The sequence below is a fragment of the Roseateles sp. genome (assembly GCF_965229315.1).
GTDB lineage: Bacteria > Pseudomonadota > Gammaproteobacteria > Burkholderiales > Burkholderiaceae_C > Pelomonas.
On the sequence record NZ_CBDDJA010000002.1, the window covers coordinates 2,140,592 to 2,161,535 of the forward strand.

Sequence of the window (20,944 nt, forward strand, 5' to 3'; positions counted from 1 at the left end):
GGTTTCAGCCCTCAAAAGGGAAATTGATCTCCACGCCGTTGCCGGCGGGGTCTTGCAGGAAGAACTGGTGCTGGCGCGTCGCTTCGGCGCGGGACTCGCGGAACGACACGCCGTGCAGCGCGAGCCGGGCCGCCGTCGCGACGGGATCAGAGCCGGCAAAGGCGGTGTGGTCGAAGGTGCTGGCGGCAGCCGGGTCGAACGGGCCGCGCGGCGGCTCCTGCGGCGACTGCTCGGACAGGTGCAGCACCGGATGGCCGCCCGCGTAGAGCCAGTAGCCGCGGCTGTTGAACGCGGGGCGCGGGCCGACGTCCAGGCCCAGCACGTCGCGGTAGAAGTCGCGCAGCCTGGCCAGCAAGTCGCCCGGCGCGCGCAGGTTGATGTGGTGCAGACCGGTGATCATGGGGTGCTCCTGAAGGCGGCCAGCAACTGGCGCGCGGCGGTGGAGGCGGGTGTGCGGCCGTCGCGCACGGCGGTGGTCGCCGCGTCGAGCTGGGCGTGCACCGCCGGGTTGGCGATGAAGGCCTGGCGCAGCCCGGCATGGATGCGTTCCCACATCCACGCCAGCGACTGCTCGCGGCGCTTGTGCGCCCACGCGCCGCTGGCTTCGCGCTCGGCGCGCAAGGCGGCGAGCGCCTCCCAGAGGGGCGCGATGCCATTGGCCTTCAGCGCGCTGACCTTCATGACGCGCTGCGTGGCGTGGGCGTGCGTGGGCAGCAGCCGCAGCGCGGAGGTGATCTGTGCCTGCGCGCGCGCGGCAGCCGCGTCGTCCAGGTCGGCCTTGTTGATGACGACCAGGTCGGCCAGTTCCATGACGCCCTTCTTGATGGCCTGCAGGTCGTCGCCCGCATTGGGCAGTTGCAGCAGCAGGTAGAGGTCGGTCATGCCGGCCACGGCGGTCTCGCTCTGGCCCACGCCCACGGTCTCGACGATGACGACGTCGTAGCCCGCGGCCTCGCACAGCAGCATGGCTTCGCGCGTCTTCTCGGCCACGCCGCCCAGCGTGCCGCTGCTGGGGCTGGGGCGGATGAAGGCACGCGTGTCCATGGACAGCCGCTCCATGCGCGTCTTGTCGCCCAGGATGGCGCCGCCGGACAGCGTGCTGGACGGGTCCACCGTCAGCACGGCGACGCGGTGGCCACGTTCGAGCAGGAACAGGCCGAAGGCTTCGATGAAGGTGCTCTTGCCCACGCCCGGCACGCCGGAGATGCCCAGCCGCAGCGCGCCGCCGTTGGCGGGCATCAGCTCGGTGAGCAGCGCGTCGGCCTGCTCGCGGTGGTCGGCCCGGGTGGACTCGACCCGCGTGATGGCTTTGGCCAGCGCGCGGCGGTCACCGGCCAGGAGCGCAGCGGCGAGGTTCAATGCGCCGCTCCCGGTGGTACCCAGCGGTACTCGATGTCAAAGTCGAGTTCCCTCACTTGCTCGAAGCCGTGGCGCAGGTAGAAGTCATTGGCCCGGCTGCCACGCAAGGCGCCCAGGGTGATGGCCTTGCCGGCTGCATGCGCCTGCTGCTTGATGTGCTCGATGACCCAGGCGCCGATGCCCTGGCCTTGCCAGCCCGGCTTCACATAGAGGTGTTGCAGGTGCAGCGTCCGTTCACACGGCATGAGGGTGAAGTAGCCGACCCGCTCCTCGGCAACGCACAGATGCCGCATGCACGCCGGCATGAACTGCGCCAGAAATCTGGCCCGGGACGCAGCGGGGTCGAAACGGCCCAGCCGCTCCAGGCTGTCGCGCAGCGCCTCCATGCGCAGGGCGAACATGGCCTCGAAGTCGGCGTCGGCGACGTTCGCCAGCGACATGCCCGGCTTGCTCACAGGATCTCGAACGCCCGGCCGTCGGCCAGGCGGTAGCGTGAGAAGTCGCGCACATCCATCGTCATGACCTGCGTGACGCCGGTTTCAGTCGCCAGCCACACCAGCGTGGCATCCGCAAAGTCCATCTCGGTGCGCGGCCATTCGGTGTAACGGGCCATCAGCTCGGCGATGTCGGGCAGATGCGACTCGTCGAACGGGAAGACCGCCACCGCGCCTGCGGCCACCCAGCTCAGCAGGCGCTGGTTGGCTGCAGGCTTCAGGAAATGGCTGGCTTCGACGATGCACGGCCACGTCGTGGTCAGCATCCAGCCTTGCGGCAACAGCCGCGCGTAGTGCTGATGGGCCACGCTCGCCGTGTCGAACAAGGCGATGAGCGGGCCGGCGTCGACGAGTGCTGCGTTCACGCGGCCGGGTCCTCGCTGGCGGGTGGCCAGGGTTCACCGCGCTGCTTGGCCTGCTGGAAGGCAAGCCAGTCCGCGGCCTCGGCAGCTTGCTTGTCTTGCAGCTTGGCGCGCAGCGGCCGTTCGGCCGTCGATGGGGCCGCTTCTGCGGCGCTGTACGCAGCGGCGTTCTCCATCACCTGCTGGTACAGCGCCGCGGGGTCCTTGCGACCCAGCGCGCGCTCCACCGCCTCGATGATGAACTGCGACTTGGTGACGCCGCGGCGCTTGGCAGCGAGCTCCAGCTCCTTCTCCATCAGCGGGTCCATGCGAACGGATACGGCCATAGCGACTCCTTGAATTACCGTATTACAGTATCACAAAGCCCTGCGGATTTGTTCGAGCACGTCCTTGGCGCTGGCCGGGATGGGGGTGCCCGGGCCGTAGATGCCCTTGACGCCCGCCGCGTACAGCATGTCGTAGTCCTGGGCGGGGATGACGCCGCCTACGAACACGATGATGTCGTCGGCACCCTGCTGCTTCAGTTCGGCAATGATGGCCGGCACCAGCGTCTTGTGGCCGGCCGCCAGCGTGGAGACACCCACCGCGTGCACGTCGTTCTCGATGGCCTGGCGGGCGCATTCCTCGGGCGTCTGGAACAGCGGGCCGATGTCGACGTCGAAGCCGAGGTCGGCAAACGCCGTGGCCACCACCTTGGCGCCGCGGTCGTGGCCGTCCTGGCCGAGCTTGGCGATCATCACGCGCGGGCGGCGGCCTTGTTCGTCACCGAAGGCGGCGATCTCGCCCTGCAGCCTGGCCCAGCCCTCGGCCGAGTCGTAGGCCGCCGCGTAGACGCCGCTGACCTTGTGCGTGTCGGCGCGGTGGCGGCCGAAGACGGCTTCCAGCGCGTCGGACACCTCGCCTACCGTCGCTCGCAGCCGCATGGCCTTGATGGACAGGTCCAGCAGGTTGCCTTCGCCGGTCTCGGCGGCTTGGGTGAGCGCGGCCAGCGCGGCCTGCACGGCGGCGGTGTCGCGAGTGGCCTTGATGCGGTTCAGCCGTTCGATCTGCCCATCACGCACCTTGACGTTGTCCACGTCGAGGATGTCGATGGCGTCCTCCTTGTCCAGCCTGTACTTGTTGACGCCCACGATGACGTCCTGGCCCGAATCGATGCGCGCCTGCTTCTCGGCGGCACTCGCCTCGATCTTCAGCTTCGCCCAGCCCGAGTCCACCGCCTTGATCATGCCGCCCTGGGCGTTGACCTCCTCGATGATCTCCCAGGCCTTGTCGGCCATGTCCTGGGTGAGCTTTTCCATCATGTAGCTGCCGGCCCAGGGGTCGACGACGCTGGTGATGTGGGTCTCTTCCTGGATGATGAGCTGGGTGTTGCGCGCGATGCGGCTGCTGAACTCGGTGGGCAGCGCGATGGCCTCGTCCAGCGAGTTGGTGTGCAGGCTCTGCGTGCCGCCGAACACGGCCGCCATCGCCTCGATGGTGGTGCGCACCACGTTGTTGTACGGGTCCTGCGCGGTCAGGCTCCAGCCCGAGGTCTGGCAGTGGGTGCGCAGCATCAGGCTCTTGGGACTGGTGGCGCCGAAGCCCTTCATGATGCGGCACCACAAGAGCCGGGCCGCACGCATCTTGGCGATCTCCAGATAGAAGTTCATGCCGATGGCCCAGAAGAAGGACAGGCGCGGCGCGAAGTCGTCCACGCTCAGGCCCTTGGCCATGGCCGTCTTCACGTACTCCTGGCCATCGGCCAGCGTGAACGCCAGTTCCAGCGCCTGGTTGGCACCGGCCTCCTGCATGTGATAGCCGGAGATGCTGATGGAGTTGAACTTGGGGCACTCCCGCGCCGTGTACTCGATGATGTCACCGACGATGCGCATCGACGGCTCCGGCGGGTAGATGTAGGTGTTGCGGACCATGAACTCCTTGAGGATGTCGTTCTGGATGGTCCCGGCCAGCTTGTCCTGCGACACGCCCTGCTCTTCCGCCGCCACGACGTAGCCGGCCAGCACCGGCAGCACGGCGCCGTTCATCGTCATGCTCACGCTGACCTTGTCCAGCGGGATGCCGTCGAACAGGATCTTCATGTCCTCCACCGAGTCGATGGCCACGCCGGCCTTGCCGACGTCGCCGGTGACGCGCGGGTGGTCGCTGTCGTAGCCGCGGTGAGTGGCCAGGTCGAACGCGACCGATACGCCCTGCCCGCCGGCCGCGAGCGCCTTTCTATAGAAGGCGTTGCTTTCCTCGGCGGTGGAGAAGCCCGCGTACTGGCGGATGGTCCAGGGCCGGGCGGCGTACATCGTCGCCTGCGGGCCGCGCAGGAAGGGTTCGAAGCCCGGCAGCGTGTCCGCATGCGGCAGGCTGGCCGTGTCGGCGGCCGTGTACAGCGGCTTGACCGTCAACCCCTCGGGCGTCACCCAGTTCAGTGCAGCCACGTCACCGCCGGGGGCGGATTTGGCAGCCGCCTTGTGCCATTGCTCCAGCGTGGCAGGCTTGAACTCCGGGGCGTCCCCCCTGCTGCTGCTATCCCGGCTGGCGTCCGACATCGAAACTCTCCTGTAACTGCGGCCGCATCTTAGCCGACGGATTATTCATAATTATGAATTCATATTGCCTCTACACTGCCCGGCATGTGCTCCCAGCCCGCGCTCGCGCCACGCGCCCTCTACCAGGAGGTGGCGGAGCTGCTGCGCCAGCGGATTTTCGCGCGCGAGTTGGAGCCGGGCAGCTGGATCGACGAGCTGAGGCTCTGCGCCGACTTCGGCATCAGCCGCACGCCCTTGCGCGAGGCGCTGAAGGTGCTGGCGGCCGAAGGCCTGGTGACGATGAAGGTGCGGCGCGGCGCTTACGTGACCGAGATGTCCGAACGCGATGTCCGGGAGGCCTACCAGTTGCTCGCCCTGCTGGAGAGTGACGCCGCCGCTCAAGTGGCAGCGCGGGCTGACGATAACGAGCTTCAGGAACTGCAGCAGTTGCACGATGTGCTGGAGTCGCAGGTCGGGCAGCGGGACGCGTTCTTCGCGGCCAACGAGCGCTTCCACATGCGGCTGCTGGAGATCGAGGGCAATCGCTGGCGGCTGCAGATCGTCACCGACCTGCGCCGCGTAATGAAGCTCAACCGCCACCATTCGCTGTTCAAGCAGGGCCGGCTGGCGGAATCGCTGGGCGAGCACCGCGCGCTGATGCAGGCGCTGCTGCAACGACAGCCCGAGGCCGCGGCTGCGCAATTGCGCATGCACTTCCAGAACGGCCTGGCGGCGGCCACGCCGCCCGAGTCGGCCGCCGCCTGACGGCATCGCGGGCGTGCGTTGGTCCACGGCCCGCGGCGTTCCGCGGCGAGGACGAGGCCAATGACCTCGCTTATGCGCCGATCACGAACTCACGGTTTTCCTAGCATTCGGCACGAAATGTCGAGGAGGCTCGGCTGCAAATTGCTTAAGTTTGTAAAGCCGCGTCCGAAAATCGACTGAGGGCTAAGGGGCCGCTCGAGTGCATTGAGGTCGCCTGCATGACGAATCGTCTTGCAGGCGTTCTGACAGATGCCTGTGCTCCCTCGGCACTTTGCACATAAATGATCCCGTTCCAGGAGCAGACGATGGCTTCACTGATTACCAATTCGACAACGGCACAGATCGCCTCTCTCTCGACCAGCGCCTTGTCGAGGCTGACCAGTGAAGATTGGCTCGCGTTCTCCACGGAGCAGTTCCAGGCGCTCACGACGTCGCAGTTCTCGTCACTGACGACACGGGCCGTGACAAATTTCACGACCGCACAGATGGGCGTGATCGAGAGCCAGGACTTGCGGGCGCTGAACACCAGCGCCATCCGCGGCCTGAGCACCGCCCAGCTTGAAGCCCTGGGTTCGGACCAGATCGCCGGTCTCGGCACCAACCAGGTCGCCTCGCTGAGCACCGCCCAGGTCGCAGGCCTGACGAGCGAGGACCTGAACGCGCTCGGCACCGCGCAGTTCCGCGCACTGTCCACTGCCCACATCGCAGCCCTGTCGACCAGCCAGGTCGCCGGGCTGGAGAGTGCGGACGTCGCCGCACTGAGCAGTGCTCAGATCAGCAACCTGAACTCCTCCCAGCTGGCCGCGCTCAGCACCGCCAACATCGCCGCGCTGGAAACCAACCAGGTCGCCGCGCTGAGTTCCCGTCAGGTGACCGCGCTGGGCACCGACCAGATTGCTGCTCTGGAGACCCAGGATCTGCGCGCGTTGAACACGGCCGCGCTGCGGGCGTTGAGCACGGCCCAGCTCGAAGCGCTGGGCTCGGCACAGATCGGCGCCCTGAGCACCAGCCAAGTCGCGTCGCTGACCACGCAACAGGTCAGCGGCCTCGTCAGCGAGGACCTGAACGCGCTGGACAGCAGCCAGATTCGCGCGCTGAACACCGCCCAGATCGCGGCCCTGTCCACGGCGCAGGTCGCCGCGATGGAGAGCGCCGACGTCGCCGCCTTCAGCACCGGCCAGCTCGCCGCGATGGGGTCAGCCCAGCTGGGCGCCCTGTCCACCGCCAACATCGCCGCGCTGGAGACCAACCAGTTCGCCGCGCTGAACTCGCGCCAGGTCGCCGGCCTGGGCACCGACCAGATCGCCGCCCTCGAGACGCAGGACCTGCGGGCGCTGAACACCGCCGCCATCCGGGCACTGACGACCGCCCAGGTCGAGGCGCTGGGCTCGGCCCAGATCGGCGCGCTGAGCACTCAGCAAGTCGCCTCGCTGACGACCCAGCAGGTCGCCGGCCTCGTCAGTGAAGACCTGAACGCGCTGGGCACCGACCAGGTCCGCGCGCTGGGCACGGCCCAGATCGCCGCGCTGTCCAGCGCGCAGGTGTCGACGATGGAGACAGCGGACGTCGCCGCGCTGAGCACGGCGCAGATCGGCGCCCTCGGCTCGGCCCAGTTCGGCGCCCTGAGCACGGCCAGCATCGCCGCGTTCGAAACCAACCAGTTCGCGGCGCTGAACACGCGCCAGGTGGCCGGCCTGAGCACCGACCAGGTCGCCGCCATCGAGACGCAGGACCTGCGAGCCCTCGGCACCGCGGCGCTGCGCTCGCTGAGCACGGCGCAGATCGACGCCCTGGGCTCGGCCCAGATCGGCGCGCTCTCCACCGGTCAGGTCGCGTCGCTGACGACGGCGCAGGTCGCCGGCCTCTCCACCGAGGACTTCACGGCCCTGAGCAGCGCCCAGATCCGCGCGATGGGCAGCGCCCAGATTGCCGCCCTGTCGACAGCGCAGATCGCCGGCATGGACACGGCCAGCGTCGCCGGCCTGAGCACCGGCCAGATCGGTGCGCTGACCTCGTCGCAGCTGGGCGCACTGAGCACGGCCAACGTCGCCGCACTCGAAACGACCCAGTTCGCGGCGCTGAACTCGCGCCAGATCGGTGGCCTGGGCACCGACCAGATCGCTGCGATCGAGACGCAGGACCTGCGCGCGCTGAACACCGCGTCGCTGCGCGCCTTGAGCACCGCGCAGGTGGAAGCGCTGGGCTCGGCCCAGATCGGTTCACTGTCCACGGCCCAAGTGGCGTCGCTGACCACGCAGCAGGTCGCCGGCCTTGTCAGCGAAGACCTGAACGCCCTCGGCACCGACCAGATCCGCGCACTGAACACCGCGCAGATCGCCGCCCTGTCCACCGGTCAGGTCTCCACGATGGACAGCGCCGACGTCGCGGCGCTGAGCACCGGCCAGATCAACTCGCTGAGCTCATCGCAGCTCGGCGCACTGTCCACCGCCAACATCGCCGCGCTGGACACCAACCAGGTCGCCGCACTGAGCTCACGCCAGGTCACGACGCTGGGCACCGACCAGGTCGCCGCGCTGGAAACGCAGGATCTGCGTGCATTGAACACCTCGGCGCTGCGCGCCCTGAGCACCGCCCAGATCGAAGCGCTGGGCTCGGCCCAGATCGGCGCGCTGAGCACCCAGCAGGTCGCGTCGCTGACGACGGCCCAGGTCGCCGGCCTGGTCAGCGAAGACCTGAACGCCCTCGGCACCGACCAGATCCGCGCGCTCAACACCGCGCAGATCGCGGCCCTGTCGTCCGCGCAGGTCTCGACGATGGAAAGCGCCGACATCACGGCGCTGACCACCGGCCAGTTCGCGTCCCTGGGCTCCGCGCAGCTCGGCTCGCTGAGCACGGCCAACATCGTTGCGCTGGAGACCAACCAGTTCGCCGCGCTGACGTCGCGCCAGGTCGCGGGCCTGGGCACCGACCAGATCGCCGCCATCGAGACGCAGGACCTGCGGGCCCTGGGCACCGCTGCGCTGCGCGCGCTCACCACGGCGCAAATCGAAGCGCTGGGCTCGGCCCAGATCGGCGCGCTGACGACCCAGCAGGTCGCCGCACTGAGCAGCCAGCCCCAGGTGGGCGGCCTGGTCAGTGAAGACCTGAACGCGCTGGGCAGCGCGCAGATCCGCGCGCTGAACACCGCGCAGATCGCCGCCCTGTCCACCGGCCAGATCTCGACGATGGAGAGCGCCGGCGTGGCCGCGCTGTCGACGGCCCAGATGGGTGCCTTGGGCTCGTCGCAGCTCGGCGCGCTGAGCACGGCCAACATCGCTGCGCTGGACACCAGCCAGGTCGCCTCGCTGAACTCGCGCCAGATCACCGGCCTGGGCACGGACCAGATCGCCGCCATCGAGACGCAGGACCTGCGGGCGCTGAACACGGCCGCCCTGCGCGCGCTGGGCACCGCCCAGCTCGAAGCGCTGGGCTCGGCCCAGATCGGCGCGCTGAGCACGGCCCAGGTGGCGGCGCTGACGACGGCCCAGGTGGCCGGCCTGGTCAGCGAGGACCTGAACGCGCTCGGCACCGACCAGATCCGCGCGCTGAACACCGCTCAGATCGCCGCCCTGTCCACCGGGCAGGTCTCGACGCTGGAAAGCGCCGACGTGGCGGCACTGAGCACGGCGCAGATCGCCTCGCTCGGCTCCGCCCAACTCGGCGCGCTGAGCACGGCCAACATCGTCGCGCTGGAAACCAACCAGGTGGCCTCGCTGACCTCCCGCCAGGTCTCGACGCTGGGCACCGACCAGATCGCTGCGCTTGAAACGCAGGACCTGCGCGCGCTGAACACTGCGTCGCTGCGCGCCCTCAGTACCGGCCAGCTGGAAGCACTGGGCTCTGCCCAGATCGGTGCGCTGAGCACGCAGCAAGTCGCGTCGCTGACCACCGGCCAGGTGGCCGGCCTTGTCAGCGAGGACCTGAACGCGCTCGGCACCGACCAGATCCGCGCACTCGGCACGGCGCAGATCACCGCGCTGTCGACCGGCCAGGTCTCCACGATGGAAAGCGCCGACGTGGCCGCGCTGAGCACCGGCCAGTTCGCCTCGCTGGGCTCTGCCCAGGTCGGTGCGCTGAGCACGGCCAACATCGCCGCGCTGGAAACCGCCCAGTTCGCTGCGATGAGTTCGCGCCAGGTCGCCGGCCTGGGCACGGACCAGATCGCCGCCATCGAGACGCAGGACTTGCGCGCCCTGGGTACGGCAGCGCTGCGCGCGCTGACCACGGCGCAGATCGAAGCCCTGGGTTCCGCCCAGATCGGCGCGCTGACGACGCAGCAGGTCGCCGCGCTGAGCAGCTCGCCGCAGGTGGGCGGCCTGGTCAGTGAAGACCTGAATGCCCTGAGCAGCGCACAGGTCCGCGCACTGAACACCGCCCAGATCGCGGCGCTGACCACCGGCCAGATCTCCACCATGGAAAGCGCCGGCGTCGTGGCGCTGTCCACGGCCCAGGTCAATGCGCTGAGCTCGGCGCAACTCGGCGCGCTGAGCACGGCCAACGTGGCCGCGCTGGACACCAACCAGGTCGCCACGCTGAGTTCGCGCCAGGTCGCGGGCCTGGGCACCGACCAGATGGCCGCGCTGGAGACGCAGGACCTGCGTGCCCTGAACACCAGCGCGCTGCGCAGCCTCAGCACGGCGCAGGTCGAAGCGCTGGGCTCGGCCCAGATCGGCGCGCTGTCCACCGCCCAGGTGGCGGCGCTGACGACGGCCCAGGTGGCCGGCCTGGTCAGCGAGGACCTGAACGCGCTCGGCACCGACCAGATCCGCGCGCTGAACACCGCTCAGATCGCCGCCCTGTCCACCGGCCAGGTGTCGACGATGGAAAGCGCCGACGTGGCGGCACTGAGCACCGCGCAGATCGCCTCGCTCGGCTCCGCCCAACTGGGCGCATTGAGCACCGCCAACATCGTCGCGCTGGAGACCAACCAGGTCGCCGCACTGAGCTCTCGCCAGGTGGCCGGCCTCGGTACCGACCAGATCGCCGCCATCGAGACGCAGGACCTGCGGGCGCTCAACACCGCCTCGCTGCGGGCGCTGAGCACGGCCCAGATCGAAGCATTGGGCTCCGCGCAGATCGGTGCGCTCAGCACCGGCCAGGTGGCATCGCTGACCACGCAACAGGTGGCCGGCCTCGTCAGCGAAGACTTGAACGCGCTCGGCACCGACCAGATTCGCGCGCTCAACACCGCCCAGGTCGCCGCCCTGTCCACCGGCCAGGTCTCGACGCTTGAAAGTGCGGATGTCGCTGCACTGAGCACCGCCCAGGTCAACGCACTCGGCTCCGCGCAGCTCGGCGCGCTGAGCACGGCGAACATCGTCGCGCTGGAGACCAACCAGGTCGCTGCACTGGGCTCGCGCCAGGTGACGGCGCTGGGCACCGACCAGATCGCCGCCATCGAGACGCAGGACCTGCGTGCCCTGGGCACGGCGGCGCTGCGTGCTCTCAGCACGGCCCAGATCGAAGCGCTGGGCTCGGCGCAGATCGGCGCGCTGTCCACGGCCCAGGTCGCGTCGCTGACGACGGTCCAAGTCGCCGGCCTCGTCAGCGAAGACCTGAACGCCCTCGGCACCGACCAGGTCCGCGCGCTGAACACCGCGCAGATCGCCGCCCTGTCCACGGGCCAGGTCTCCACGATGGAAAGCGCCGATGTCGCCGCGCTGACCACCGGCCAGATCAACGCGCTGAGCTCCTCGCAGCTCGGTGCGCTGAGCACCGCCAACATCGCGGCGCTGGAAACCAACCAGTTCGCCACACTGAGCTCGCGCCAGGTGACGGCGCTGGGCACCGACCAGATTGCCGCCATCGAAACGCAGGACCTGCGCGCCATGGGCACGGCTGCCCTGCGTGCCCTCAGCACGGCCCAGATCGAGGCGCTGGGCTCGGCGCAGATCGGCGCACTGTCCACGGCCCAGGTCGCGTCGCTGACGACCGTCCAAGTGGCCGGCCTGGTCAGCGAAGACCTGAACGCCCTCGGCACCGACCAGATCCGCGCGCTGAACACCGCGCAGATCACCGCCCTGTCCACCGGCCAGGTGTCGACGATGGACAGCGCCGATGTCGCCGCGCTGACCACCGGCCAGATCACGTCGCTGAGTTCCTCGCAGCTGGGCGCGCTGTCGACCGGGAACATCGCTGCACTGGAAACCAACCAGGTGGCCGCACTGAGCTCGCGTCAGGTCACGGCACTGGGCACGGACCAGATGGCCGCCCTCGAGACGCAGGACCTGCGGGCGCTGAACACCGCCTCGCTGCGCGCCTTGAGCACGGCCCAGATCGAAGCGCTGGGCTCGGCACAGATCGGCGCGCTGAGCACGCAGCAGGTCGCATCGCTGACGACGGCCCAAGTGGCCGGCCTGGTCAGTGAAGACCTGAACGCGCTCGCCACCGACCAGATCCGCGCGCTCGGCACGGCGCAGATCACCGCACTGTCGACCGGCCAGGTCTCCACGATGGAAAGCGCCGATGTGGCCGCGCTGACCACCGGCCAGATCAACGCGCTCGGCTCCGCGCAGCTCGGCGCGCTGAGCACGGCCAACATCGCGGCGCTGGAAACCAACCAGTTCGCGGCGCTGAACTCGCGCCAGGTCGCGGGCCTCACGACCGACCAGATCGCCGCCATCGAGACGCAGGACCTGCGCGCCCTCGGCACGGCCGCCTTGCGCGCGCTGACGACGGCCCAGGTCGAGGCCCTCGGCTCCGCCCAGATCGGCGCGCTGAGCACACAGCAGGTCGCCGCATTGACCAGCACGCCGCAGATCGTCGGCCTCGTCAGTGAAGACCTGAACGCGCTCACCAGCGCACAGGTCCGTGCGCTGACGACCGCCCAGATCTCCGTGCTGACGACGGCCCAGATCTCGACCATGGAAAGCGCCGCCGTCACGGTGATGTCCACGTCGCAGGTCGCGGCGCTGAACTCGTCGCAACTGGGTGCCCTGTCGACCGCCAACGTCGCCGCGCTGGACACCAGCCAGGTCGCCACGCTGAACTCGCGCCAGATCGCGGGCCTGGGCACCGACCAGATGGCCGCCCTCGAGACGCAGGATCTGCGTGCGCTGAACACCGCCTCGCTGCGCGCCCTGAGCACGGCCCAGGTCGAAGCGCTGGGCTCCGCCCAGATCGGCGCGCTGAGCACGCAGCAGGTCGCGTCGCTCACGACATCCCAAGTCGCCGGCCTCGTCAGCGAGGACCTGAACGCGCTCGGCACTGACCAGATCCGCGCGCTGGGCACCGGCCAGATCGCCGCGCTGTCCACCGCGCAGGTCTCGACGATGGAGAGCGCCGACGTGGCCGCGCTGACCACCGCCCAGATCGTCTCGCTCGGCTCGGCTCAGCTGGGCGCGCTGAGCACGGCCAACATCGTCGCGCTGGAAACCAACCAGGTCGCCGCGCTGAGTTCACGCCAGGTCACGGCGCTGGGCACCGACCAAGTCGCCGCACTGGAGACGCAAGACCTGCGCGCACTCAACACCGCGTCGCTGCGGGCGCTGAGCACCGCCCAGATCGAAGCGCTGGGCTCCGCCCAGATCGGTGCGCTGTCCACCGGCCAGGTTGCATCGCTCACGACGGTTCAGGTGGCAGGCCTCGTCAGCGAGGACCTGAACGCACTCGACACGGCACAGATCCGCGCCCTGGGCAGCGCGCAGATTGCTGCGCTGTCCACCGCGCAGGTCTCGACGATGGAAAGCGCCGACGTCGCCGCGCTGTCGACCGGCCAGATCACCGCGCTGGCGTCTTCGCAGCTCGGTGCGCTGAGCACGGCCAACATTGCCGCGCTGGAGACCAACCAGTTCGCCACGCTCAGCTCGCGCCAGGTCACCGGCCTCACGACGGACCAGGTCGCGGCCATCGAGACGCAGGACCTGCGTGCGTTGAACACCGCGTCGCTGCGCGCCCTGAGCACCGCCCAGCTGGAGGCGCTCGACTCGGCCCAGATCGGCGCGCTGAGCACCCAGCAGGTGACGTCGCTGACGACCCAGCAGGTCGCCGGCCTCGTCAGCGACGACTTGAACGCGTTCAGCAGCGCCCAGATCCGCGCACTCAACACGGCGCAGATCGCCGCCCTGTCCACCAACCAGCTCGCGACGATGGAAAGCGCCGACGTGTCGGCCCTGAGCACCGCGCAGATCACGGTGCTGGGTTCCTCGCAGCTCGGCGCGCTGTCCACCGACAACATCGTCGCGCTGGACACCAGCCAGTTCGCGTCGCTGAGCTCGCGTCAGGTCGTCGGCTTCTCGACCGACCAGATGGCCGCCATCGAGACGCAGGATCTGCGGGCGCTGAACACCTCGTCGCTGCGTGCGCTGAGCACGGCGCAGCTCGAGGCGCTGGACTCCGACCAGATCGGCGCGCTGTCCACGATGCAGGTGGTCTCGCTGACCACGCAGCAGATCAGCGGTCTCGTCAGCGATGACCTGAATGCCTTCGACACCTCGCAATTCCGTGCGCTGACGACCAGCCAGATCTCGTCGCTGACGACCGGCCAGATGTCGACGCTGGAAACCGCGGACATCCATGCGCTGACCACGATCCAGTTGCACACGCTGAACACGGCGCAGCTGCAATCGCTGAGCACGGAGAGCGTGCAGGCGCTTGACACGCAGCATTTCGCGGCGATGACGTCCAACCAGCTTGGCTCGCTGACGACGGCGCACATCCAGGCCATCGACACCCAGGACATCGCGGCCTTCACGACCGCGGCGATCGCGGGGCTGACGACGGCACAGATCCAGGCGTTCACGACGCAGCAGATCCAGGGCTTCGAAACCCAGGATCTGGCAGCGCTGAACATGAGCCAGTCGCTGTCCTTCACCTCTGAGCAAACCGCTGCGATGAGCACGGCGCAGTTCGAAGGGCTGACCTGGTCCACGCCATTGGTGCTGGATCTGAACGGCAACGGTATCGAGACGCTGAAGGCCGCCAGCGGCGTGCAGTTCGACCTGAACGGCAACGGCCACACCCAGCAATGGGGCTGGGTCGGCGGCGGCGACGGCCTGCTGGCGCTGGACCGCAACGGCGACGGCATCATCAACAACGGCTCCGAACTGTTCGGCTCGGGCTTCATCATGGCGGACGGCAAGCGCGCCGCCGACGGTTTCGCCGCGCTGGCCAGCCTGGACAGCAACCACGACCACAAGATCAACAGCGCCGATGCGCAGTTCAACCAGCTGAAGGTCTGGGTCGATGCCAACCACGACGGCAAGACCGACGCGGGCGAGCTCAAGAGCATGGCCGACCTGGGCATCGTCGAGTTCAGCCTCAATGTCAGCAAGACGCACGAGGTCAACAACGGCAACTTCGTCGGCCTGCTGTCCAGCTACACGACGGCGGACGGTGTGGTGCACCAGATCGGCGACGTGTGGTTCGCGAAGAACAAGGACGGCACGCCGGCCACCGACGTGAAGCTGGGCGACCTGCTGGCCCATCCGGAGACGCCACTGCTCGGCGGCAGCGCGGCCGGCGCCCCGGCCGTGCAGCCGACGACGGCGACGCCGGAGATGCTGCATCACCGCATCAAGCCGATCAGCGACGACGACGAGACCAAGTTCCCGTTGATCTGACCCCACGATCCCTTGCGGTCCGGCGGGACCGCCTGCGAGCAGCCAGCTCGCCCCGCAAGGGGCGTCTGGCTCTCTTTTTTCCAGGACGCGAAGACGTGCGACGGACAAGGGGCGACGAAAAAAAGAGGCTCCTCGGAGCCTCCTGCCTTGGGGTGGTGCGGGACTCAGCCCAGGCCGCGCTGGATCACATCGCGGATGTCGCGCTGGCGGATCAGGTCATAGCCACGCTGGGCGTAGACCGCCCGCGCAGCGTCATCGGCCACCAGCGCTTCGCAGGCGGCGCGGATCTCGGCCGTCTTGACGAACGTCAACGCGGCGCGCAGGTCGTCCTCGATCTCCAGCCCGTCGCTGTAGTCGCACACCACGGCCTTGGCGTTGGCCATCAGGTAGGACACGCGCACGATCTCGAAGATGGTGCCGCGCGAAAAGTTCACGACGACCTTGGCGCGCGCGATCAGCTCGTCGCGCTGCGAGCCCCAGACGTTGCACACCGTCATGACGGACAACCCCGTCAGGTCGGGCCGCAGGCCGGCCACCTGGTGCAGCGCCTCGAAGCGGTCGGGCGTGATGTTGCCGTAGTACAGCACGTCGATGTCCTGCGCCACGCCCTTGGCCACCTTCTCCAGGTTGGGCGCGTAGGCCGTCAGCGCGTGGTACGCCGGCACGCGCGGGTTCAGTGCGTTCCAGGCCGCGACGTTGGAGGCGCTGTAGTCCCAGATCCGGTACTTGCGCGCCACATGCTCGGCGGCCGTGCCGGCGAGGTCGCGGTGCGCGTAGCGCTCCATGTTGAAGAAGATGGTGTCGGCCGGGAAGCTGTCGATCAGCCCCAGCTGCAGCGGGATCTGGAAGCCGAACACGAGGTTCAGCGCCTCGGGATCGAAGAAGTTGATGCGGCGCTCGACCTGATGGCCCAAGGCAGCAAAGCCCCAGTGGTAGGACTCGACCACCTCGTTGTACGCATCGAGGATGCCGACCTTGGGGTGGAAGGGGTTGTACTGGACCAGGCAAATCTTCATGGGCGTGTTCAGGTTGGCATCTGGTCCAGCGGATGCGGTCGCACCAGATAGCGTTCGGCGCTCTGCACGAGCACGAGGCTGGCCTTCATGCTCTGGCAGTAGCGGAAGTCGATCATCGTGTTCCAGACGAAATGCACCTGGCCGAAGAAGGCCGCCAGCAGGTCCGAGAAGCCGATGTCGAAGGAATAGCTGTCGCCGAACACGACCACCGCCTCCTGGTAGGGCGCGGCCGGGTTCTGCAGCACGTAGTGGTTGCCGACGTGCGCGCCGGTGGTGGCCAGCAGCCGGTTGTCGTAGACCGGCGGCGCGCGCCGCGTGATGCTGATGACGCTCTCGTGGCAGACCTCGTCGATGTACTTCAGCAGCAGGTCGTGCCGCCACCAGGCGCGGCCCAGTGGCACGTGCGAGAAGTCGAAGTGGCGCTCGGGCCAGACAGCCTGCATCAACGCAGCGAAGCCGAACCACGTGCCGCTGGCGCACCAGTGGCTGTTGCCACGGAAGGCCAGTTCGGCGCGCCACGATTCGGCCCGCAGCTGCGCGAGTGGATAGACCAAGCCGCGCGGCACTGCGGCCATCAGCTGCTGCACCGGCCGTTCGCCGACGACCGGCAGGCCGTTGGGCCAGCGCGCTTCGGGAAAGATGGACTGCTTCTCCGGCACGACGAGATGGCCGAAGCGCGCGCCGATGGCGGCGGACGCAGCCAGCCGCCGCTCGAACACCTGCTGCCACTCGGCGATGGCCGGCGGCGCCAGGCGCAACTGGCCCAGGTACTGCTGCTCCCAGTGGTTGCTGCCGTTGCTGATGAACTGCCAGCCGTCGGCGCCGGTGATGGCCACCTGGTCCTTGGACAGCGTTTCGAACGGCCGGTCGTACAGCGCGGCCAGGCGCTGGTGGTTGGCCTCGGCCAGCGCGCGCTCGGCCTGAAGGAATTCGCTCAGCCGCTGGTTGCCGTCGTCCATGCTCACCCCAGTGCCGACAGCGGCTTGCGCGCCGCGGCACCGCTGTAGACGTGCCAGAGCGCGAGGAACTCGGCCTCGGCGCCGTCGCTGCCGGCGGCCAGCCCCGGCATCACGGCGCAAAGCGCCAGCATGTCGGCCTGCGTGCCGTAGCGCTCGACGATCAGCGGGCACAGCCGCGCCAGGTTGGCCTGCGCCGCGCCCGCGTCCAGCAGGCCCAGCCGGCGGCCCGACATCGTCAGCGCGATGTAGGCCAGGTGGGCCAGCTTCATCGGCCGGCCCATCGGGTCGGCCGAGTGCTGGACCGCGCTGGTGCGGAAGTAGCCCAGATGCTCGTTGATGTAGCCCAGCGGCGCGCGCGTCGCGGCCTTCAGGAAGGCGCCCAGGTCTTCCAGGCCGGTGAAGCAGATGCCGTCCAGGCTGGGGTCGTCCAGTAGCGGCGCCATGTCGGCATGGAAGGTCGCGTTGGAGAACTCGCCCAGCCAGTTGCCGCTGACACCGGCCGTGTGCGCGAACAGCAGCCTGGCGTCCAGCGCCAGCATGCGCTGCGGATGGGTGGCGACGGCGGGCGGCACCGGCAGGTCGCGCGTGGGCTGGCCGGACTCCAGGGCGGTCCAGCGGCGGCTCACCGCGCACTGCGGGCGGCCCTGCGTGTGCGCGGCCAGGTGGCGCTCGTAGAAGCTGGGATAGGGGATGTCGTCGTCCAGCAGCAGGTGGAAGAGCTCGGTGCGCCCGCCGTAGCGCTGCAGCAGCGCGCGGAAGTTGTCGTAGGCGCCGGTGCGCGGCCCGGGCACGACGTCCAGGTTCAGGTCGGGCACCGCCTGGCGCAGCGGCGTGCCGGCGGCCAGTGCAGCGACGAAGGCCTGGTCCGGGCTGTCGTCGGAAATGATGATGTGCGCGGGCTTGACGCTCTGGTGGCGCAGCGCCGCCAGCAGCTCGACCAGGTACTTGGGCTTGTAGGCCGGGACCAGCGTGGTGAACTGCATGTCAGGCCAGCACCTGGCGGATGACGGCCGCCACGCGCTGCACGTCGTCGCCGCCCATGTAGGGCGCGATGGGCAGACTCAGCACCTGATGCTGCAGCGCCTCGGCGATGGGCAGCGCCGGCCAGGTGTGGTCGGCATAGGCCTGCTGCTGGTGGCAGGCGATGGGGTAATGCACCAGGTGGCCGATGCCGGCCTCGGTCAGCGCGGCCTGCACGGCAACGCGCCGGTCGGTGGCGATGACGAACAGGTGCCAGACCGGCTCGGCGCCGTCGGCCACGGCGGGCAGTTGCAGCGGCAGACCCTGCAGCGCGTCGAGGTAGGCCGCGGCGACGCGGCGGCGCGCGGCGTTATCGGCATCCAGCGACGGCAGCTTGGCGCGCAGCACGGCGGCCTGCATCTCGTCCAGCCGCGAGTTGACCCCGGCCAGCTCATGCCGGTACTTGACGGTGGAGCCGTAGTTGCGCAGCAGGCGCAGCTTCGCGGCCAAGGCGTCGTCGTTCGTCGTGATGGCACCACCGTCGCCCATCGCACCGAGGTTCTTGCCGGGATAGAAGCTGAAGCCGGCCGCGTCGCCCAGGCTGCCGGCGCGTCGGCCTGCATAGCGCGCGCCATGCGCCTGCGCGGCGTCCTCGATGACCTTCAGGCCGTGCCGCCGCGCCACGTCCAGCAGCGGCGCCATGTCGGCCGGCTGGCCATACAGGTGCACCGGCATGATGGCGCGCGTCGCCGGCGTGATGGCGGCCTCCAGCCGCGCCGGGTCGATGTTGTGCGTGCGCGGGTCGGGCTCCACCGGCACCGGCGTCGCGCCGGCCTGGCTGACGGCCAGCCAGGTGGCGATGAAGGTGTTGGAGGGCACGAGCACCTCGTCGCCCTCGCCGACACCGTAGGCCTTCAGGATCAGCGCCAGCGCATCCAGGCCATCGGCCACGGCGATGCAGTGCTTCACCTCGCAGTAGGCCGCGAACTCGCGCTCGAAGGCGGCGACCTCTTCGCCCAGGATGTACCAGCCGGAGTCGATGACGCGTGCGATGCCGGCGCGGATGGCCTCGTCGTGCGCGGCGTTCAGGCGCTTCAGGTCGAGGAACGGGATCGCCACCGGCACGCTCACTTGCTCCACCTCGCGCGCATGAACTCGGCGTAGTCGCGGTAGTAGTCGTCCTCGCTGTAGCGGTTGGACGCCAGCACCATGCAGACGGCGCCCGACGAGAAGTTGTCCAGCTCGCGCCAGATCATGGGGCAGACGTACAGGCCGTGGTACGAGCGGTTCAGGTGCACGCGCTTCTTGTCCTTGCCGTCGTCGAGCACCACGTCGAAGCTGCCCGACATCGCGACGATGTACTGGTGCAGTGCCTTGTGCGCATGGCCGCCGCGCTCGGAGCCGCCGGGCACGTCGTACAGGTAGTAGACGCGCTGGATGTCGAACGGGACATGGACACCGCCTTCGATGAAGGTCAGGTTGCCACGCGGGTCCTGGATCTTGGGCAGGTCAAGGATCTTGCAACTGTCGATGGACATGGGGGGACATCCTCTAGATGCCGCCCATTGTGGGGCGAGCCACGTTCTATCCGCACCGGATTAACGCCGGTTCAACGCCGCATCTTCTTGAAACGCGCCGAGTAGATGGCCTGGTCCAGCATCTCGACCTTGGCCGGCACCTTGTACGCCGTCAGCCGGGCCAGGCAGGCCTTGCGGATGCGCAGGCGCAGGTCGGCCAGCGCCTCGGGCTCGTGCACGGCCACCTTGGCGACGACGATCTGCCCCAGCAGCGCATGCTTCTCGCCCACCACGACGACGTCGTCGATGTTGGGCAGCGCCAGGATCACGTCCTCCACCTCGGCGGGGTAGACCTTCTGGCCGCCCACGTTGATGAGGTCGGTCACGCGACCCAGGATGCGGAAGTAGTCGCCGTCCACCTCCACGCGGTCCTGCGTGTTGAACCAGCCGTCGGCGTCGAAGCCCGAGGGCGCGTTCAGGTAGCCCACCATGCGGTAGTCGGAGCGAATCCACAGGATGCCGTCGCGCACCTGCGTCTCGAAACCCGAGCCGCCGATGCGCACCCACAGCGAGCCGTCGGGCCGCGACTGCGAGCGCAGCACGCCCACTTCCGACAGGCCGTAGGTCTGCTGCAGCTCCACGCCGGGGAAGCGCGCACGGATGCGGTCCAGCGTCGCCTGCGGCATGGTCTCGGTGCCGTAGGTGATGCGCTTCAGCGACGACAGGTCGTAGCGCTGCGAAAGATCGGTCGCGGCCAGCAGCGTCAGGAACGACGGCGTGGTGGGCAGCAGCTCGACGCGGTGGTTCTGGATGGCCGCGCAGATGGTTGCGATGGCGCGGTCCTCCGCCGTCACGACCGTGCCCAGGCTGGCCGTGATGGCCAGGATGGTGTTGATGCCGCCGAAGTGGTCCAGCATCAGGAAGGGGATGGCCACGACCGGCGCGCGCTGCACGACAAACTTCTCCATCACGCGCTCGAAGTCGTGCAGCATGCCCTTGGGCTTGCCGGTCGACCCCGACGAGAACAGGACCAGCCCGGCCTTGCCCGTCGCACGGAACTCGTCCAGCATGGCGTTGCTGACGGGCACGGCATGCGCCTTCAGCGTCCAGCTCAGGCCGTCGGGTGCGAAGTCGATGGCGTGGTCGCAGCCGGAGATGGACAGCGCCTCGCCCTCCTCGATGACCGAGCCGCGCGTCATCGGCACCACCAGCGCCTTCAGCGAGGCCAGAGACAGGATCATGCAGTACACGTCCGGCGCGTAGTCGGCCAGCACGACGACGGTCTGCCCGGCCTGGATGCCGCGCTCACGCAGTTCGGCCGTGAACTCGGCGATGCGTGCCGACATCTGCCCGTAGGTGAAGACCTGGCCCTTGTGGACGAAGGCCTTCAGAGACGGGTCAGCCGCGGCGAAGCGGTCGAGCAACCATTGCATGGC

General features: G+C 68.9%; 14 protein-coding genes. 2 read left to right on the forward strand and 12 right to left on the reverse strand.

The window, feature by feature from the left end; genetic code table 11:
• Positions 1-4: 4 nt before the first annotated feature.
• From ACO07H_RS14740 to scpA, 6 genes are read right to left on the reverse strand one after another with little or no spacing between them, the layout of a single operon-like run.
• Positions 5-400, reverse strand: coding sequence for a VOC family protein (locus ACO07H_RS14740; RefSeq protein ID WP_422015394.1), 396 nt, complete (start codon positions 398-400; stop codon positions 5-7).
• Entirely contained in the window at positions 397-1,359 is a 963-nt protein-coding gene (gene meaB, locus ACO07H_RS14745) for a methylmalonyl Co-A mutase-associated GTPase MeaB (protein WP_422015396.1), read from the reverse strand. The genes ACO07H_RS14740 and meaB overlap by 4 nt, the downstream gene beginning before the upstream one ends.
• A complete protein-coding gene (locus tag ACO07H_RS14750) occupies positions 1,356-1,799 on the reverse strand; it encodes a GNAT family N-acetyltransferase (protein WP_422015398.1) in 444 nt (147 codons plus the stop codon). Before ACO07H_RS14750 ends, meaB begins: the two co-directional genes overlap by 4 nt.
• An 11-nt stretch (positions 1,800-1,810) precedes the next feature.
• Positions 1,811-2,218, reverse strand: coding sequence for a type II toxin-antitoxin system VapC family toxin (locus ACO07H_RS14755; RefSeq protein ID WP_422015400.1), 408 nt, complete (start codon positions 2,216-2,218; stop codon positions 1,811-1,813).
• Positions 2,215-2,541, reverse strand: coding sequence for a hypothetical protein (locus tag ACO07H_RS14760; protein WP_422015402.1), 327 nt, complete (start codon positions 2,539-2,541; stop codon positions 2,215-2,217). The genes ACO07H_RS14755 and ACO07H_RS14760 overlap by 4 nt, the downstream gene beginning before the upstream one ends.
• A 30-nt stretch (positions 2,542-2,571) precedes the next feature.
• A complete protein-coding gene (scpA, locus tag ACO07H_RS14765) occupies positions 2,572-4,752 on the reverse strand; it encodes a methylmalonyl-CoA mutase (RefSeq protein WP_422015404.1) in 2,181 nt (726 codons plus the stop codon).
• Between the two features lie 84 nt (positions 4,753-4,836).
• Between scpA and ACO07H_RS14770 the strand changes: the two genes are divergently transcribed.
• Positions 4,837-5,496 (forward strand): GntR family transcriptional regulator, encoded by a 660-nt coding sequence (locus ACO07H_RS14770; RefSeq protein ID WP_422015406.1) that lies wholly within the window; start codon positions 4,837-4,839, stop codon positions 5,494-5,496.
• 305 nt (positions 5,497-5,801) lie between these two features.
• A complete protein-coding gene (locus tag ACO07H_RS14775; RefSeq protein WP_422015408.1) occupies positions 5,802-15,056 on the forward strand; it encodes a hypothetical protein in 9,255 nt (3,084 codons plus the stop codon).
• 164 nt (positions 15,057-15,220) lie between these two features.
• Here ACO07H_RS14775 and ACO07H_RS14780 read toward each other — a convergent pair whose 3' ends face one another.
• The 6 genes from ACO07H_RS14780 to ACO07H_RS14805 form a co-directional block, all read right to left on the reverse strand.
• Positions 15,221-16,072 carry a hypothetical protein gene (locus tag ACO07H_RS14780; protein WP_422015410.1) on the reverse strand — a complete coding sequence of 284 codons (852 nt, stop codon included), beginning with the start codon at positions 16,070-16,072 and terminating at the stop codon, positions 15,221-15,223.
• Positions 16,073-16,080: 8 nt separating this feature from the next.
• Positions 16,081-17,031 (reverse strand): hypothetical protein, encoded by a 951-nt coding sequence (locus ACO07H_RS14785; protein ID WP_422015412.1) that lies wholly within the window; start codon positions 17,029-17,031, stop codon positions 16,081-16,083.
• A 2-nt stretch (positions 17,032-17,033) separates the two neighbouring features.
• Positions 17,034-18,014 (reverse strand): glycosyltransferase family A protein, encoded by a 981-nt coding sequence (locus ACO07H_RS14790; RefSeq protein WP_422015414.1) that lies wholly within the window; start codon positions 18,012-18,014, stop codon positions 17,034-17,036.
• Position 18,015: 1 nt separating this feature from the next.
• A complete protein-coding gene (locus ACO07H_RS14795; RefSeq protein ID WP_422015415.1) occupies positions 18,016-19,122 on the reverse strand; it encodes a DegT/DnrJ/EryC1/StrS family aminotransferase in 1,107 nt (368 codons plus the stop codon).
• Positions 19,119-19,529, reverse strand: coding sequence for a sugar 3,4-ketoisomerase (locus ACO07H_RS14800; protein ID WP_422015417.1), 411 nt, complete (start codon positions 19,527-19,529; stop codon positions 19,119-19,121). The genes ACO07H_RS14795 and ACO07H_RS14800 overlap by 4 nt, the downstream gene beginning before the upstream one ends.
• A gap of 71 nt (positions 19,530-19,600) precedes the next feature.
• Positions 19,601-20,941 (reverse strand): class I adenylate-forming enzyme family protein, encoded by a 1,341-nt coding sequence (locus ACO07H_RS14805; RefSeq protein ID WP_422015419.1) that lies wholly within the window; start codon positions 20,939-20,941, stop codon positions 19,601-19,603.
• Positions 20,942-20,944 lie beyond the last annotated feature (3 nt).

What these genes read in the sequence shown, in the direction of transcription:
- ACO07H_RS14740 (WP_422015394.1), bottom strand. Translation starts at nt 400, where the DNA reads ATGATCACCGGTCTGCACCACATCAACCTGCGCGCGCCGGGCGACTTG.
- ACO07H_RS14750 (WP_422015398.1), bottom strand. Translation starts at nt 1,799, where the DNA reads ATGTCGCTGGCGAACGTCGCCGACGCCGACTTCGAGGCCATGTTCGCC.
- ACO07H_RS14760 (WP_422015402.1), bottom strand. Translation starts at nt 2,541, where the DNA reads ATGGCCGTATCCGTTCGCATGGACCCGCTGATGGAGAAGGAGCTGGAG.
- scpA (WP_422015404.1), bottom strand. Translation starts at nt 4,752, where the DNA reads ATGTCGGACGCCAGCCGGGATAGCAGCAGCAGGGGGGACGCCCCGGAG.
- ACO07H_RS14770 (WP_422015406.1), top strand. Translation starts at nt 4,837, where the DNA reads ATGTGCTCCCAGCCCGCGCTCGCGCCACGCGCCCTCTACCAGGAGGTG.
- ACO07H_RS14775 (WP_422015408.1), top strand. Translation starts at nt 5,802, where the DNA reads ATGGCTTCACTGATTACCAATTCGACAACGGCACAGATCGCCTCTCTC.
- ACO07H_RS14780 (WP_422015410.1), bottom strand. Translation starts at nt 16,072, where the DNA reads ATGAAGATTTGCCTGGTCCAGTACAACCCCTTCCACCCCAAGGTCGGC.
- ACO07H_RS14785 (WP_422015412.1), bottom strand. Translation starts at nt 17,031, where the DNA reads ATGGACGACGGCAACCAGCGGCTGAGCGAATTCCTTCAGGCCGAGCGC.
- ACO07H_RS14790 (WP_422015414.1), bottom strand. Translation starts at nt 18,014, where the DNA reads ATGCAGTTCACCACGCTGGTCCCGGCCTACAAGCCCAAGTACCTGGTC.
- ACO07H_RS14800 (WP_422015417.1), bottom strand. Translation starts at nt 19,529, where the DNA reads ATGTCCATCGACAGTTGCAAGATCCTTGACCTGCCCAAGATCCAGGAC.
- ACO07H_RS14805 (WP_422015419.1), bottom strand. Translation starts at nt 20,941, where the DNA reads ATGCAATGGTTGCTCGACCGCTTCGCCGCGGCTGACCCGTCTCTGAAG.